General features: G+C 41.4%; 15 protein-coding genes. 8 read left to right on the forward strand and 7 right to left on the reverse strand.

Annotated features, from left to right (window positions below; all coding sequences use genetic code 11):
* Positions 1–44: 44 nt before the first annotated feature.
* The 4 genes from KVY11_RS10585 to KVY11_RS10600 all read left to right on the forward strand — a co-directional run bounded on the left by KVY11_RS10585 (position 45) and on the right by KVY11_RS10600 (position 3,528).
* A complete protein-coding gene (locus KVY11_RS10585) occupies positions 45–716 on the forward strand; it encodes a hypothetical protein (RefSeq protein ID WP_256350737.1) in 672 nt (223 codons plus the stop codon).
* A gap of 103 nt (positions 717–819) precedes the next feature.
* Positions 820–1,716, forward strand: coding sequence for a sulfite exporter TauE/SafE family protein (locus KVY11_RS10590; RefSeq protein WP_062034869.1), 897 nt, complete (start codon positions 820–822; stop codon positions 1,714–1,716).
* A gap of 139 nt (positions 1,717–1,855) precedes the next feature.
* On the forward strand, positions 1,856–2,947 hold the full coding sequence (locus KVY11_RS10595; RefSeq protein ID WP_004693350.1) for a 3-deoxy-7-phosphoheptulonate synthase: 1,092 nt from the start codon (positions 1,856–1,858) through the stop codon (positions 2,945–2,947).
* A gap of 56 nt (positions 2,948–3,003) precedes the next feature.
* Positions 3,004–3,528 carry a protein tyrosine phosphatase family protein gene (locus KVY11_RS10600; protein ID WP_125273626.1) on the forward strand — a complete coding sequence of 175 codons (525 nt, stop codon included), beginning with the start codon at positions 3,004–3,006 and terminating at the stop codon, positions 3,526–3,528.
* Here the strand turns inward: KVY11_RS10600 and ispF are convergent.
* Positions 3,516–4,004 carry a 2-C-methyl-D-erythritol 2,4-cyclodiphosphate synthase gene (gene ispF, locus KVY11_RS10605; RefSeq protein WP_004979990.1) on the reverse strand — a complete coding sequence of 163 codons (489 nt, stop codon included), beginning with the start codon at positions 4,002–4,004 and terminating at the stop codon, positions 3,516–3,518. The genes KVY11_RS10600 and ispF overlap by 13 nt on opposite strands.
* A 101-nt stretch (positions 4,005–4,105) precedes the next feature.
* On the opposite strand from ispF, the gene KVY11_RS10610 reads away from it, so the two are divergent.
* The 3 genes from KVY11_RS10610 (at position 4,106) to KVY11_RS10620 (ending at position 5,982) form a co-directional block, all read left to right on the forward strand.
* A complete protein-coding gene (locus KVY11_RS10610; protein ID WP_218288899.1) occupies positions 4,106–4,756 on the forward strand; it encodes a hypothetical protein in 651 nt (216 codons plus the stop codon).
* Positions 4,757–4,800: 44 nt separating this feature from the next.
* Positions 4,801–5,283 (forward strand): CinA family protein, encoded by a 483-nt coding sequence (locus KVY11_RS10615; RefSeq protein WP_218288900.1) that lies wholly within the window; start codon positions 4,801–4,803, stop codon positions 5,281–5,283.
* 78 nt (positions 5,284–5,361) lie between these two features.
* A complete protein-coding gene (locus tag KVY11_RS10620; RefSeq protein ID WP_218288901.1) occupies positions 5,362–5,982 on the forward strand; it encodes an aminotransferase in 621 nt (206 codons plus the stop codon).
* A gap of 56 nt (positions 5,983–6,038) precedes the next feature.
* Here the strand turns inward: KVY11_RS10620 and prpC are convergent, their stop codons facing one another.
* From prpC to KVY11_RS10650, 6 genes are all read right to left on the reverse strand, one after another.
* On the reverse strand, positions 6,039–7,175 hold the full coding sequence (prpC, locus tag KVY11_RS10625) for a 2-methylcitrate synthase (RefSeq protein ID WP_218288902.1): 1,137 nt from the start codon (positions 7,173–7,175) through the stop codon (positions 6,039–6,041).
* Between the two features lie 2 nt (positions 7,176–7,177).
* A complete protein-coding gene (gene prpB / locus KVY11_RS10630; RefSeq protein ID WP_218288903.1) occupies positions 7,178–8,062 on the reverse strand; it encodes a methylisocitrate lyase in 885 nt (294 codons plus the stop codon).
* A 42-nt stretch (positions 8,063–8,104) separates the two neighbouring features.
* On the reverse strand, positions 8,105–9,736 hold the full coding sequence (locus KVY11_RS10635) for a long-chain-fatty-acid--CoA ligase (RefSeq protein ID WP_218288904.1): 1,632 nt from the start codon (positions 9,734–9,736) through the stop codon (positions 8,105–8,107).
* A gap of 470 nt (positions 9,737–10,206) precedes the next feature.
* The gene (locus KVY11_RS10640; protein ID WP_218288905.1) at positions 10,207–11,232 is read right to left on the reverse strand and encodes an AraC family transcriptional regulator; all 1,026 of its coding nucleotides are present in this window, start codon (positions 11,230–11,232) and stop codon (positions 10,207–10,209) included.
* Positions 11,233–11,431: 199 nt separating this feature from the next.
* Entirely contained in the window at positions 11,432–13,267 is a 1,836-nt protein-coding gene (locus tag KVY11_RS10645) for a DUF1302 domain-containing protein (protein ID WP_218288906.1), read from the reverse strand.
* A gap of 291 nt (positions 13,268–13,558) precedes the next feature.
* Positions 13,559–14,146 (reverse strand): alpha/beta hydrolase, encoded by a 588-nt coding sequence (locus KVY11_RS10650; RefSeq protein WP_218288907.1) that lies wholly within the window; start codon positions 14,144–14,146, stop codon positions 13,559–13,561.
* A gap of 344 nt (positions 14,147–14,490) precedes the next feature.
* Here KVY11_RS10650 and KVY11_RS10655 point away from each other — a divergent pair, with 344 nt between their 5' ends.
* Positions 14,491–15,594, forward strand: coding sequence for an OmpW family protein (locus tag KVY11_RS10655; protein WP_218288908.1), 1,104 nt, complete (start codon positions 14,491–14,493; stop codon positions 15,592–15,594).
* Positions 15,595–15,826 lie beyond the last annotated feature (232 nt).

Here is a 15,826-nt window from a genome sequence, read left to right on the forward strand (position 1 = left end):
AACCATCTCAACAGAATTTTAGAGCCTAATCAAAATCATTTAAGTTGAAGCATCGTGATTTTTTAGTTATAACACGCTCAATAATAAGCACTTTTAAACCTCTTTTCACGGCACAAACATTGCGCTCAGCTTTAGATTGGTTACAACAAGAGATCATCACCCCCTTTCAACAGCTCTGCAGTTGGTCGAAGCATCATTTTGGCTGGACACTTTTTATTTCCCTCATTTTCAATTTGCTTGTATTTATTTGTTTCCCAAGCAGCTGGATCCCCACTCAGATTCAGAGTAAAACCTTTGATGAAATCACCGTTGAAGTTGGTAAAGGACGAATCAGCACGTTGAAATTTAAACAACAGCATCATTTATGGATCGCAAACTGCGCATTGATGGGAGAACCTGTTCAAACACTATGTGACCAGTCATCACATCGTCACCAATTTACGGCAAAGCAGGTAGAGGTTTACTATTTGGAGCGCATTTTTTGGAATCTAAAAAATACTAAAAAGGAGGTGTTTATTCAACAGATCACATTAGCTAATCCACGTCAGCAGCACTTAGATATGACCTATAGATCGACCGCAGCGAATTTTGAGCAATGGAAAAAGCATCAGCTAGCCCCTCTTTATGTTCTACGAACACTCATAGGTCTCAATCTATGGTGGTTGCTGACAATTGTAGGCTTAAAAATAAAAGCACGGATACAGCTCAAACAATAACTCCTATATCTCTTTTTAGAATAAGTAAATCAACAATCAAGACAACGACTTATATGAAAACGTCATAAGATATGCACGTTTTTTGATATTTTGGCATATAACAATGTTTGGTCCACTCGAATTTATTCTCGCAGGTGTTTTAGTCGGTTTTTGTGTGGGAATTACTGGTGTAGGTGGTGGTTCATTAATGACACCGATCCTCATCAGCCTTTTCAGAATTGAACCTCACATTGCCATTGGTACAGACTTGCTCTATGCCGCAATTTCAAAATTCTGTGGTTCATTTGTACATGCCAAAAAGCTAAATATTGTGTGGCCGATTGTGCTTTGGCTTGCAATTGGCAGTATTCCTGCTTCCTTTGCAACGCACTGGGTACTCGACAACTATTTGAGCCAGTCTACCCACTACAAAGCCGTGCTCACCATGGTTTTAGGCTTCATGTTGACCATTACAGGTTTATCAATTGTCTTCCGTAATCAAATTGAAAAATTTTTCAACAAATTACGTAAAGATGAACTCCCAGACATGACTGAAGACTTAGAAAAAGTTCAGCTTCAAACCAGCAATAAACGTAAGTACATTGTGATGATGGGTGTGGTTCTTGGGGTCTTCGTGACACTGTCATCAGTCGGTGCTGGTGCTTTTGGAATCATGGCTTTGGTGATTATGTTCCCCAACCTACCGATGATTCGTATTATTGGTTCTGATGTTGTGCATGCGGTGTTACTTACGTTCGTTGCAGGTATGGGTCATATGACTTCAGGCAATGTCGACTTCCACCTCCTTATGTGGTTATTGGTGGGGTCTATTCCAGCAATTATTATTGGAACACTGATTAGTTCACGCCTTCCTGAAAAAATCATCCGTAAAGTGTTGGGTATTACCCTGTTTGCGCTGGGTGTGAACTTCATGTTGAATCCGATCAAAGCCAAACCTGTGAAGCCAGCCGAAACTGCTCAAGTTGTTCAAATTTCAACAGTTAAGAATGCCTCAGTGTAGGCATTCTGATTTAAAATAAACCTAAGATTCATCACTTTTTTTTCAAAGATTCATTCGACTTTTTTATAACCTTTTATCAGCTAAACCGTGTTATATTCAGCTTATAAAGCAACTTAATACGATCGAACCAGTGACGGCAATGAATACTCTACAGTCAAACTCTATTACCCAAAACGACATCGATGACGTGAATTTACAAAGCATTCATCCGCTAGTTACCCCAGCGGAATTAAAAACTGAATTGCCTCTCACTGAGTCTGCATATCAAACTGTACTTCACGGTCGTGAAACGATTCGCAATATTTTAGATGGTAAAGACAAACGCATTTTTGTGGTGATTGGCCCATGTTCAATTCATGACCCTGTCGCTGCTCACGAATACGCAGACCGTTTAAAAGTTTTAAGCGATAAAATTAAAGACTCAATCTATGTCGTAATGCGTGTTTATTTTGAAAAGCCACGTACGACTGTTGGTTGGAAAGGTCTGATCAATGACCCAGACATGAATGACTCATTCAACATTGAAAAAGGTTTACGCATTGGTCGTAAACTTTTGGTTGAGTTAAATGAGAAAGGCTTGCCATGTGCGACTGAAGCACTCGATCCAAACTCACCACAGTACTACCAAGACTTAATCTCTTGGTCAGCGATTGGTGCACGTACCACTGAAAGCCAAACGCACCGTGAAATGTCTTCTGGTCTTTCTTCACCCGTAGGTTTCAAAAATGGCACAGACGGTGGTTTAACTGTTGCAACCAATGCAATGCAGTCGGTTAAACATGGTCACCACTTCTTGGGTCTAAACAACCAAGGCCAAGTCTCTGTGATTCGTACTTCAGGTAACCCGTATGCACACGTGGTACTTCGTGGTGGTAACGGTAAGCCAAACTACGATGCTGGTTCTGTAGCAGAAGCAGAAGCAGCCTTGGCTAAAGCGAAAGTCAGCACCAAAATCATGATTGACACCAGTCATGCAAACTCGAACAAAGACCCGTTCCTTCAACCACTTGTTCTGAAAAATATTACCGAACAAATTATTGATGGAAATAAATCTATTATCGGCATTATGGTTGAAAGTCACCTTAAAGGTGGTCGTCAGGAAATTCCTGAAAACCTATGCGATCTTGAATACGGCAAGTCAGTAACCGATGGTTGTATTGACTGGGATACCACAGAAAAGGTATTACTAGAGATGCACGAAGCACTTAAAGACGTTTTACCGAACCGTTAAGTTTTTAAAACGCCATCTTCGGATGGCGTTTTTCATTCTAAGATTAAGAAATAATTATGAACGCTATTGAAACACACTTAAGCCAAACACTTAACTTTCAATTTATCCACGAGCATTTGTTTACTTCTGGACAACCGACTGCTGAGCAATTACAGCAAATTAAAGAGTATGGCGTAAACACGGTCATCAATCTTGCGCTCAGTAATAGCAATAACCATTTAGTCAATGAAGATCACATCTGTTTAGAGCTCGGTTTGAACTATATACAAGTGCCTATTTCATGGGATACACCGTCTGATGATCAATGTTTATTGGTCTTAGATATGATTGATCATTTGGTTCAAGAACAAACCATTTGGGTCCATTGTTCAGAAAATTATCGCGTCAGTAGTTTGATGTATTTATATCGTCAATATTATATGAATATCGATATGCCAACCGCACATGAAGCCATGCATCAAATTTGGGAACCGAATGACACATGGACAGGTTTGGCGCATGCTGTTGCCTTACAACTTCAAGGTCGTAAAGCAACACAAGAATTAAAGCTGGCTATGATCAATCCTGATCATTTTGCGTGAGAAATCAGCACTGTCGCTGTAGATAAAATACCTTCCTGACGACCCGTAAAGCCCAGTTTTTCCGTGGTCGTTGCTTTAATGCTAATCTGTGTGATTTCAACATCAAGAACGTCTGCAATGCTTTGGCGCATCGCTAAATTATGCGGTGCCAACTTCGGACGTTCACATGCCACAGTAATGTCTGCATTATTTAACTGATAACCACGATCTAGAATGAGCTGATAGACATGTTTGAGTAATACTCGACTATCTGCCCCTTTAAAGCGAGGATCGGTATCGGGAAAATGCTGACCAATATCGCCTAAAGCCAACGCACCCAATAATGCATCTGTTAAAGCATGCAAAACCACATCACCATCTGAATGTGCTTTTAAGCCGTGTGTATGTGGAATTTGAATACCTGCCAGTGTGACAAATTCACCCTCTTCAAAAGCATGTACATCTAGTCCCTGTCCAATTCGAATATGTGCAACCATGCTCAGTTTCCTTTAAGAAATAAATGATTGAAATCTTGTATTCACGCTTTCTCTTTCGCTATAGTTACAAGCAGCGCAACATAGTGAAAGTATAAGCGATCATGCTGTTGAAAACCGACATAAAACTTATGAAAAAATTTAGTATTTTAGTGTGTCTAAGTTGTCTTTGTACCAGCTTTAGTTATGCTCAAGTCATTGACTGTGATGATCCGACTTCATCTAGCCTTAAAAAGATCTGTAGCGATCAATTTAAAGACATTCGACAAAAATTAGACACGCAATCAATGACTGCTTTTTTAATCAGTGACGCCCCTCAGCGTTTATTGGTCGATACCCATCAGCTATGGTTGAACCGCCTACAGCAGTGTAAATCCTTAGCTTGCTATCAGCAGCAGATGGATTTTAGAATTGATGATCTCAACTTCTATACATCGTTAAATCAAAGTTTGACGCAACATTATTTGAAATTTGAACATGGGGTCATTGCCAAACAACCTGTGCATCTACAAGTGCATCAACTGTCTAAAGATAAAATTAAGATCGAAGGTATTGCATATCGTAGCCCCAATAACCGCATAGAAACCCAAACCATTTCATTTTTGGCCTACACTACACCCGATCAAAAGCAAAACATTACCGATAATGAAAACAACTGCCTCTACCAGTTCAACTTTCAAAAAGCCATTCTTTCTGTAAAAAGTGAAAGTAAAGCATGTAATCGTTTTGTCGGTGTGTACCGTATTTATGACTAAGCTGCCAAACAAATCAAAATAATGGACATCGGGAGGCTAAAGTCGTGCAAGTGCTCAAGCAATGCTGCAACCTCCTAGAACAAAAAAAATTGACCATTGCTTTTATCGAAAGTGCCAGTTCAGGTTATCTATCCAGTCAATTTTCGATTTATAAACATAGCGGAGCTGACATTTTACTCGGTGGACTGGTGAGTTATGACCCCAGTATCAAATGTGAAATTTTAAAGATTGGTCCTGCACTTATTCAGCAATATACAGCGGAGTCAATTGAAGTCACTGAAGCTATGGCGCTTCAAGGTCATCGACTGTTTCGTCATGCCGATATTATTGTCTCCTGTACAGGTTTGCTCAAACCTGGTGGAAGTGCCACACCTGAGAAACCTGAAGGCACCTTTTACATTGCCATTCATTATCAAAACACTTTAAGCACTTACCATTATTTACTACTGGGCAGTGCGCTCGAGCGACTTGATCAACTTACGAAAAACGTAGCTCAAATGGTCATTCAACGTGTTCAAAATACTTAAATCTTTACACTAAATTTGATTTTTCTACATTTAGAACCCTTAAACTGAACAATAATCAATAAAAATGTGAAGCGCTTCATGATGATGAAAATAATCTATCCGCTAGTTTTCAGCACCTTATGTTTTTCAAGCCACAGTTTTGCAACTGTAGGGGGACCACAAAATATTGAAGTTTTAGGTCTTGACCAAGCTGATCAGAAAATTTATGTGATGCGGCATTATTTAGATGGTCGTGGTCGTTTGCCACAATTGTATTATTATCAACTCAACAGCAAAACGCCCTCCAAACTGATTGAAGTAAAGTCTTTATATATCAATCCAAAAACTCAAAAAATTGACTATGATCAAGACAGTCAAAAGTTTGACCATGACATTGCAAAAATAAAAAAACGACTCAAAGCCTTAACACCGATTCAACCCAAGCAGGTTAAAATTCAAGTCATCAGTAAAAAGACTTCAAAAGAACCTTCTTGGTATGATCCTAAAATCTCCATCGCGAAGTTTAGCTATCAATATCAAGTGAAATACGGCAATTTGAGAAGCTCAGTTTACAAGGCGGTAGACTATAAAAATGGGCTGCGCATTTCGCAAAGTTATAAAGTTCCTAATCAACAAAAAGCGTTGGTGACTGTTCAATATCTAGGGATTCCTTTTGAAACAGGTTATAACATTGAAGATCCTATACTTCTCACCCGATAAAAAATAAGGTCTCAAATTATAAAAATGAGACCTTATTTAGATCATGTGTTATCGCATTATGCGGCAGCACGTTCATCAATCGGTACTACTTTACGTAGCTCAGGCCCTGTATAGTCCGCACTTGGGCGAATGATACGGTTGTCTGCACGTTGTTCCATCACATGCGCCGCCCAACCCGTGACACGGCTCATCACGAAGATTGGTGTGAATAGTTTGGTCGCGATGTCCATGAAGTGGTAAGCCGATGCATGGAAGAAGTCTGCGTTACAGAACAGTTTCTTCTCACGCCACATCACTTCTTCACAACGTACTGATACTGGATAAAGAACCGTGTCACCGACATCTTTCGCTAAGCGCTCTGACCAAATTTTAATGATGCCATTACGTGGGTCATTGTCTTTGTAGATTGCATGTCCAAAGCCCATGATCTTTTCTTTACGTTCCAATTTGCCCAGCATTTCTCGCTCAGCTTCTTCAGGGGACGTCCAGTTTTCAATCATTTCCATCGCAGCTTCATTGGCACCACCATGTAATGGACCACGCAGTGAACCAATTGCACCCGTGATGCATGAATGCATATCCGATAAGGTTGAAGCACATACACGTGCTGTGAAGGTCGATGCGTTGAATTCATGCTCTGCATACAGGATCAGTGATACGTTCATCACTTGTTCATGCAGTTCATTTGGCTTTTCACCGCGAAGCAGGTGTAGGAGTTGAGCACCGATTGAATCGTCATCAGTGTTTTCTTCAATGCGTACGCCATCATGGCTAAAACGGTACCAGTAGCAAATGATTGCTGGAAGCGTTGCGAGAATTCGGTCTGCAACATCTTGCTGTTCGGCAAAGGATTGTTCTGTTTCTAGGTTGCCCAGCATCGATACACCCGTGCGCATCACATCCATTGGGTGTGAATCTGCTGGGATACGCTCAAGGACTTCTTTGAGTGCTTGTGGCAGTTGGCGCAGTGATTTGAGTTTCGCTTTGTAAGCGGTGAGCTGTGCCGCTGTTGGTAGTTCACCAAAGAAGATCAGGTAGGCCACTTCTTCAAACTGGCAGTTTTCAGCGAGGTCTTGGACGTCATAACCACGGTAGGTTAAACCTGCCCCGCTTTTGCCTACGGTTGATAGTGCTGTCTTTCCTGCGACTTGTCCGCGCAATCCTGCGCCTGTGAGGACTTTTCCTTCAGCCATTTTTAATTCTCCTGTTTAAACAGCTTGTCTAATGTGTTTTCAAAGGTGTGGTAATCGAGAAATTCGTAGAGTTCTTTGCGCTGTTGCATTTTGTCGAGGACGTTGACTTGGGTACCGTCATTGCGAATGGCATGCATGACTTCCAGTGCTGCCTTTTGCATGGCACGGGTCGGTGACAGTGGGTACAGCACCATCGAGATGCCTTGTTCTGCCAGTTGTTCTTTGGTGTAGTACGGGGTATCGCCAAATTCGGTGATGTTGGCCAGTACTGGAACACCGACTGCATCACAGACGGTTTTGTACATGGTAATGTCAGTCATTGCTTCAGCAAAGATCGCATCAGCACCGGCTTCTACACAGGCACAGGCACGGTCAATCACCGCTTGTAGGCCTTCTTTTTGTAGGGCATCGGTACGTGCCATCACCACAAAGTTTGCATCGGTTTTGGCATCAACTGCGGCTTTTACGCGATCAACCATTTCTTGTTGGGTGACAATTTCTTTGTTGGGGCGGTGGCCACAACGTTTTTGTGCTACTTGGTCTTCGATGTGAACTGCGGCTGCCCCTGCGGCAATCATTTGTTTCACAGTACGGGCAATGTTAAATGCCCCACCCCAACCGGTGTCGATATCGACCAGTAACGGGGTGTCTACACGTTCGGTAATGCGGCGTACATCTTCCAAAACATTATCCAGACTGGTCATGCCTAAGTCAGGCAATCCATAAGAGTAGTTGGCTACACCAGCACCCGAAAGGTAGATGGCCTTGTAGCCCACCTGTTTCGCCATCATTGCTGCATAAGCATTGACTGTACCGATAATTTGTAATGGTTTTTCCACTTCCAGTGCTTGTCTAAATCTTAAGCCTGCAGATGTTTGTTCTGTCATCGTCCTTTCCTTGAAGCGTTATGAATGAATGTGAAGGGCTGTTTATTCCACTGCGAGTAAAATTGAGCCATAACTTGCTCGTAAATCTTTTTTCAGGACTTTGCCTGTACCACCAACAGGAATGCTATCCACAAAAACCACACGATCGGGGATTTGCCATTTTGCAATTTTGCCCGTGTAATAATCCAGAAGTTCAGCTTCTGATACCTGACTGACTTCGGTCTTTTTCGCGATAAGAATTGGTCTTTCATCCCATTTTGGATGTGTCGCAGCAATCACTGCCACCATGTCAATTTCAGGATGTGCGATGGCAATATTTTCCAGTTCAACCGAGGAAATCCACTCTCCGCCCGATTTGATCAAATCTTTAGAACGGTCACTGATGACCATATAGCCATCTGAATCAATAGTGGCCATATCACCCGTGTCAAACCAACCATCTGCGGTCAGTGCATTGTTAAATTGATCGAAATAAGACTCTACAATCCAGTGCCCTTTAATTTGCAAATGTCCTGTAGTTTGTCCATCAGTAGCCAATTCGGTACTACCCTTTTCAGCATCACAAATTCGAATGCTGACCCCAAATGGTGGGCGACCTTGTGCGTAACGTAAGCTCGATTGCGCCGAGTTATCCAACTGCAAATGTTTGGCTTTGAGTTGATTCACCACACCCAAAGGGCTGGTTTCCGTCATGCCCCATGCATGAATGGTTTCACACTGAAAATCATCTTTAAACGTTTTAAGCATTGACGGTGGACAAGCAGCCCCACCGACCACATTGCGCTTTAAGCTGACGAGTTTGCTGCCAGATTGCTTCGCTGCTGTAAGCAGACCTTGCCAAATAGTTGGTACACCTAAAGCTGTTGTCACTTTGTATTGATCAATCAGCTGAACCAAACTTGCGCCATCTAACATTGGCCCCGGTAGCACCATACTGCAACCGACCATAGCCGCTGCATACGGTGTCCCCCATGCGTTGACATGGAACATAGGAACAACAGGCAAAATGCAATCTTGTGCTGAAAAATTAAATGAATCGGGCAAACAGGTTGCGTAACTATGCAAAATAGTAGAACGATGACTGTATAAAACACCTTTGGGATTTCCTGTCGTACCCGAGGTATAACACAGTGAACTGGCTTTAGTTTCATCCAGTTCAGGCCACTCAAAATGTTCAGTGTGCTGAGCGATTAGCTCATCATAAAACAGCACTTCAGGTAAAGCTTTTTGAATGTCTTCATCATAAGCATCGAGGCAGATAAAATGCTCTACATAAGGAATGGATGGTTTAATCGATAACACTAGATTTAGAAATGTTTTATCAAAAATCAGAGCCTTATCATTTGCATCATTGATAATATAACTGAGCTGCTCAGGAAAAAGTCGCGGGTTAATGGTATGGCAAACCAACCCACTGCCGGATATGCCATACCACGTTTCTAAGTGACGATGATTATTCCATGCAATGGTCGCCACACGGTCGCTAACCGCAAAACCGAATGACTGCAATACATTGGCAAAGCGCTTTGAGTTTTTAGCAATTTGTCCCCAGTCCGTATGCAGCATCGACCCATCAGTATTTTTAGAGATAATGGCTGTATCTGCATGATAACGAGCAGCATGTTCAATCAGACTGCTAATCAACAAAGGTTGAAACATCATATTTCCAATCATCAGAAACTTCCTTTTTAAAAATCTTTTTTAGACTTATTGTTTAAGATCCGCATACGATCGGTCTTGGTCATTTGTTTTTTTAAAATACTGTCTTTTTCCATCTTCATTTTGTCATTTCGTTGCGTTATTTAGTCATTTGGTCACTTATGCACAAAAAACTTAAATCTTCTAATTTATTGTTTTAATTAATTATTTATATGAATATTCAATATTATAAAAAGTGATAATTAACTCAAAACTAATCTGAGAGACATGCACCTGATTTCATATAATTTTTTAAAGCTTGAATGAAAAACACGTTGCGTAAGGTCAAGCTGGAATAGAGGTACACTCTAGAGAATTCAAGAAAAGACGTCTTATGAGAAATTTAAAGAGATAGTGCAAATATGGACAGATTGAATGATTTTAAACACTGATCAAATGCCGAAAGCATATTTTAAGAAATAAGAATGAAACTTAATCTGCACACTTTAAGCATGCAGATTCATCCGTCTCCAACGCCCGGGGGTAATGCCATACCAACGCTTAAATGCACGAGTGAAATTGGCTTGGTCATCATAACCTACTTGATTGGCTACTTCTATAATCATGAGTTTTTTGTTTTTGAGTAACTCCGTTGCAATTTTCTTGCGTGTCGCTTCAAGCAAGGCTTCAAAACTGGTCTGATGTTTATTTAAGTAACGGTACAGCGTAAAACGGTGAATCGAGAAATATTCAGCCACACGTTCGACATTACAACTTCGGTGCGGCAATAATTCCTCAATAATTTTACAAATTTGACCAATCATATCGACACGATCATGGCTTTGCAGTTCAGATAAATGTTGACGCAAAAATTGATCTAACTGACGATCATGCCCTGCTCTTTTTTGATCCAGTTGTTCCTGCGGAAATAAAATTTCGTGCTGTGACTGACTGAACCACACAGGACAACCAAATGCTTTTTCGTACAGATGCGCACACTTCGGCTTTGGGTAAGAAATGCGCACCAAAGCTGGACGCCAAGATTTACCCAAAATCAGTTCGATAATAGACACCATCGCAACCAAATAAGCAGTTTGATATTGTTCTTTTCCGGGAATGTCACCATCGATATGCATGCAAATCCGTGCATAACCATCATCCTCTTTCAAATCTAACTTTTGCCCTCTGTACCACATACTGCCGTATTGAAAGAGGCTCTGCATGGCATCCCGCATGGTCGCGGCATTCAACACCAGAAAACGTAATGGGCCAATATTTGAAAATTGTGCTTTTTTTCCAATGACTAAACCCAAATGATCACAGCCTGTTAATGCTTCAACGGCTTGAAAAATACTGCCCTGTGTTTGTAGAGAAATTGGCAATAAATTGTTTTTTAAGTCTTCGCGCTGAATCCCAAAATTTTCAAATACAGTACGTGCATCGAAACTATGTTCTTCTAAATAGTTGGCAATCAGGTTCAAAATACCAATGGGATTGGACTGTGGTTGTCGTGTTAAATCGATACTGTGCATAGCTCCCTCTATATATGTCGATATATTCAGCACATGACTGCCTGATATGCCTATTCATTTTGAATATTTAATACTTCGAATATGCTTTCAAAATTTGGATTGCGCTTCAGTCCAGTTCAAATGCAACGAATCATGGTCTGTTTAAACCATGATTCAGATGAGCCGAATCTTCACTTGCAGACAAATATCCTAGCTCTTTTTAAAAATTAACTTTGAAAGCGAGCGAGGCAAAATCTCGGTCATCAATGGTACTGAAGTCATTTGAACCAAAGAAACTGGTATAAGCCATTTCTGCGGTATATCGTTGGCGGTATGTTGCAGATACTGCTGCGGCAACACTCATTTGACCTTCCTGAAAGTTTTGGCTAAAGCCATCGACATCATGACGGAACAAAACACTCGGGGTAATCACAGTTGCAGGCAGAAAATCTTTATAGACTAAAGCACCGCGCAAACGATATCCGTATGACCATTCTGTAAAAAAGCCTTCAGTATTACAAAAGCGTTCATTTAAACGGTCAATTTCATCATTGGACAAATGTGCCGTTCCATAAGGCGTACATTGGTTTGCTTTGGTTTCAGGATCATAAGCACCCGATGACAGTTCACTACGCCCAAAAGCTCCGACACGACCAAAACGCTTGTTGCCAATCTCGCCGATATGATTCACCGCCAATTCGGCAGCCCAAGTAAAGGTATTGGCTCCAAGGACATTTGCTAGGCTATTCCCTGCACCGAGTGAAAACTGGGTCACGGGCGCACGGGCATAACCTTGTAAATATTGCCCAAACTCTGCCGATGTTCCTGCCTCTGTTAATGGCGTATTTTTGTCTAAGACTTGTGCGTAGACAATATCTGTCCCATTAAACTGCAAAGGCTGGTTGGGTTTATGCGTTAACTCACTAAACACTGAGGTTGTGCCGACTTTGCCTGCCAAGCTCAGTCCATACATTTTAATGTCTTCAGGATAGATCGAGAAAAACTGTGCGGTACTAAAGTTTGCAGGTCCTGCCGCAGTTACGGCTGTCCCGTCAAAATTCGCAGTTCGATTGTGATAATTTGCAAAATACAGCCCGAGCTCAGCATTGTTTAACTTGGGCAACGTTTGCTTTAATGAAAAACCATACTGTCCACTGTCTTTGGCATAACGACTTTCACTACGCGGAATATAAGATTTGGTATCTAAAGCCGTATCGGTAAGTTTATCACCCGGCATCACAGTAATGACGATCGGTCCGCAGTTTTCTGGCACAAAGTCTGAAATGGCAAAGAATGTCCCACAACCATCCACCACAGACGGTCTGAATTTAAACTGATAGAAACCTTCAAATTTTAAATGTTCATTAATCCCAGCTTCAAAGGAAAACATTTCTGTTGGAATCACACGCTCTCGTGCATCACCACCAGGACGGTTCATTGCAGCATAATCAAAAGCACTGACACTATTAAGTCCATTTTGGAAGAACTGTGATTTGCCCCACTGTAAGGTATGTTTACCCAGTTTCATATTGGCACTTTGCCCATTATCTAAAGCAAAGTTTTTCCAAACATAGGCATCCCACAGGTCGATGCCCTTAAATTTCGCCAGTCGCGGCCATGCTGAATCATCAAAGGCTTTTAAATCGCCTTCACCGGTTTCATAAGCATGGTCATACCAATACTTCGCACTGACCACTGCACCCTGCTGTTTTCCTTTTAAGTTCAGCTCGGTAAAACCTTTCACCACCTGTGAAATCACATCGCCTTCATTAAAGTTCACGCGACCGTCATCACCATTGATATCAATGCTATGGCCTTCTTTTCCAATATGGTTTGCATCAGGTTTATAGACCAGTGAACTAGACGCCTCTTGGGTACTCCAGTTTGTCCCAAAGCTAAGAACGGTTTTGGTTTCAAGCTTCCATTCCTCATTGAGATCAAAACTCGCTGCTGAAACTTCCGAGATCACCAAAGCAAGGCTTAAACAAAGAACCGTTTTTTTCATCAATGAAATATGATGATTTTGTCTGTTTAAAGACACAAATTGAACGACCATATCATCTCCATATCGATATGATTTATTTTTAAATACTGTGTTTTATTTCCATACAAATGCTGAAAATTACTGGCTATTACACCGTCACCTTCCACAAAGAACCTTTCTTTAAACTCAACATTTTCTCTCCACATCTCTATTTATTCTGTAAAGCCATCCTTTGGCTCGGGATTTAAATTAACTGTTTTAAAATGTTCAAATTTGTCTTTTGGTCATGCAAATTAGTCTTTTGGTCATTTGCATGGATTGATTTTTCGAGATTGAAATTCAAAGGTGAAATCTGTGCCTTGACTAAGAAACTTGCTCTATTCGCAAAGCATCCAACTGCAAGATCAATTGTTCCGCCTGCGGCCAATCGCCAAAACCTGCTGCTGGGTTCAAATGCCCTACAGCACCTGCATTGACCAACTGACTGCCCCATGTTTCTGCCATTGCTGCAACGGCTTGATACTGCGCTAAATGGTCATTGGTACTCGCCACCACAATGCTTGGAAATGGCAGTTTCTGCGTCGGTAATGGACTCCATCCTTCGTTTTTAAGAATCTCAGGACTTGGATAATGCTCAGGCCAGCTTTCTGCCAAGTCGGGCGGTGTAACCAGCAACGCCCCTTGAATATCATGCTGATGTAACGCAGCCCAATGCACAGTCATTAACACACCTGCACTATGTGCCACCAAAATAACCGGCCCATCGATTTTTTTCAGCTCTGCTTCAATGCGAGCAACGCGGTTTGCGCAATTCAATTTGTCCGTTTCTGCTGGCGGGACAGCGCGAACTTTTACGAGTTTCGCCTCAAGCAATGTTTGCCAATGTGCAGCAACATGGTCGCGCAAACCCGGAATAATGAGGACCGTTGCCTGTGTAAATATTTTTTCCATGGATACACCTATTTAAGCCTGATGCTTTTTAATCAATGCGGCGCACTGTTGTATCCAACATAGAGGGATGGTCGCCAATTCGATATACATGGGACGACAATGGCTTATCATTTGATGACAAATCATCAAATCTATAACATTTTAGAACACACCTCATGAATATTTTAAATGTTTGATTTTAATAATATAAGTAAAAATTTTAGTTTAATTTATGCAACACATTTCATGTTTTTCTTCAATTTTTGCCGATTGCTTAAAAAAATAACTGCCTCAATAATACGCTTGCGTTTCAGAAAGGATCCGCTGAAACCATAAAAAAAATAGCAAATGAAAAGGAAATTAAAATGAGTCAAATCTGTAAAATAGTCGTGCCTTTTGCATGCCTATTGTCAGTAAATTTTGCTTATGCGGATTCTACAAACTTTAAACGTTGGGCAGTTAGTGCAGGTTGGATGCATGTCATGCCTCAGGGGAAGGCGAACTCCACCCATGTCACTACCGCTGTTGAAGAAGGTGGCAGTTACGGTGTCGGGTCTTTATATGGTGCGGATCTAGGCAAATATGCATTAAATGGCGACACGTTGGACGACTCCTTGGGCAGATTGATGTTTAAATCTTTTGTCAGAAATAGTCAAAAAGATCCAAACTATAAAGTGCCTGACGGTTTTATGAAAGGTGCTAGAGCCGATATCACGGGCATTTCGGACTATACTGCTGATGGTGGTATGGAAATCGATGATACCGACACACTGGGTCTGACCTTGAGTTATTTTGTCAATGACAATGTTTCTTTAGAACTGGTGGGCGGAATTCCTCCTAAAGTCGATGTAAAAGGCGTAGGTGAAATTCGAGCAACCGCTTTGTCTACCTCGAATTCATCTCACCTGCCTCCGTTCTCGCCACCTACCTATTTTGATGGTTTAAAACTGCTCAAAGACACTTTAATTACAGACCTTGGTGCACATGGCACGGTGGCTGAAGTGACTGCGTGGACACCGGCAGTCACAGCAAAATACCACTTTGGTACTTCGGGTAAAAATAAGTTCCGTCCATTTGTGGGTGCGGGCGTGGTGTATGGACATTTCAATAAATTAAAGCTCAATGGCGGTGTCGAAGAAGATCTCATCCAAGCGGGCTATATGATTGACAATATTTTGAATGGCCGCGCAGGTGAAGCACTACATGGCGGCAAAGGCAGCTCTACAGCGACCCCTGAGGTGAAAGTCAAAACCAGTGATGCCTTTGCACCTGTGCTGACCGCAGGTTTTACCTATGACTTTACCGACCGTTGGTTTAGTACAGGTTCACTCAGCTATATGCCTAACTTTAATAACGTCGCAACTGTGACTGTCACCGACACCTCTACAGGCCGACAATTAATTAAGTCCACCACCAAGATTGATCTCGACCCATTAGTGACTTATGTCGGGGTTGGCTATCGTTTCTAAGTGGTAGAAAATACTGAATCTCTCAAATGAAACATCGCATTCAGATTTTGATCATCTCAGGTAGGTCATTTTATCCACCCAAAGCAATCTCTGAAAAATGCTCTCGTTTGAGACTCTAGCTATCGCATTTTATTGAAAGGCTAATTCTTATTCGATATAGGAATTAGTCATTTTTAAATCTGAATGGTTTCTTGATAAAATAAAGCCTATTTTAATCAAAAAAAATGCACTA

It is taken from the genome of Acinetobacter sp. CWB-G5 (genome assembly GCF_019209785.1).
GTDB classification, from domain to species: domain Bacteria; phylum Pseudomonadota; class Gammaproteobacteria; order Pseudomonadales; family Moraxellaceae; genus Acinetobacter; species Acinetobacter johnsonii.

Coding starts and splice junctions, on each gene's coding strand:
- KVY11_RS10590 (WP_062034869.1), top strand. CDS start 820: ATGTTTGGTCCACTCGAATTTATTCTCGCAGGTGTTTTAGTCGGTTTT.
- KVY11_RS10595 (WP_004693350.1), top strand. CDS start 1,856: ATGAATACTCTACAGTCAAACTCTATTACCCAAAACGACATCGATGAC.
- KVY11_RS10600 (WP_125273626.1), top strand. CDS start 3,004: ATGAACGCTATTGAAACACACTTAAGCCAAACACTTAACTTTCAATTT.
- ispF (WP_004979990.1), bottom strand. CDS start 4,004: ATGGTTGCACATATTCGAATTGGACAGGGACTAGATGTACATGCTTTT.
- KVY11_RS10610 (WP_218288899.1), top strand. CDS start 4,106: ATGCTGTTGAAAACCGACATAAAACTTATGAAAAAATTTAGTATTTTA.
- KVY11_RS10620 (WP_218288901.1), top strand. CDS start 5,362: ATGATGATGAAAATAATCTATCCGCTAGTTTTCAGCACCTTATGTTTT.
- prpC (WP_218288902.1), bottom strand. CDS start 7,175: ATGGCTGAAGGAAAAGTCCTCACAGGCGCAGGATTGCGCGGACAAGTC.
- prpB (WP_218288903.1), bottom strand. CDS start 8,062: ATGACAGAACAAACATCTGCAGGCTTAAGATTTAGACAAGCACTGGAA.
- KVY11_RS10635 (WP_218288904.1), bottom strand. CDS start 9,736: ATGATTGGAAATATGATGTTTCAACCTTTGTTGATTAGCAGTCTGATT.
- KVY11_RS10640 (WP_218288905.1), bottom strand. CDS start 11,232: ATGCACAGTATCGATTTAACACGACAACCACAGTCCAATCCCATTGGT.
- KVY11_RS10645 (WP_218288906.1), bottom strand. CDS start 13,267: ATGGTCGTTCAATTTGTGTCTTTAAACAGACAAAATCATCATATTTCA.
- KVY11_RS10650 (WP_218288907.1), bottom strand. CDS start 14,146: ATGGAAAAAATATTTACACAGGCAACGGTCCTCATTATTCCGGGTTTG.
- KVY11_RS10655 (WP_218288908.1), top strand. CDS start 14,491: ATGAGTCAAATCTGTAAAATAGTCGTGCCTTTTGCATGCCTATTGTCA.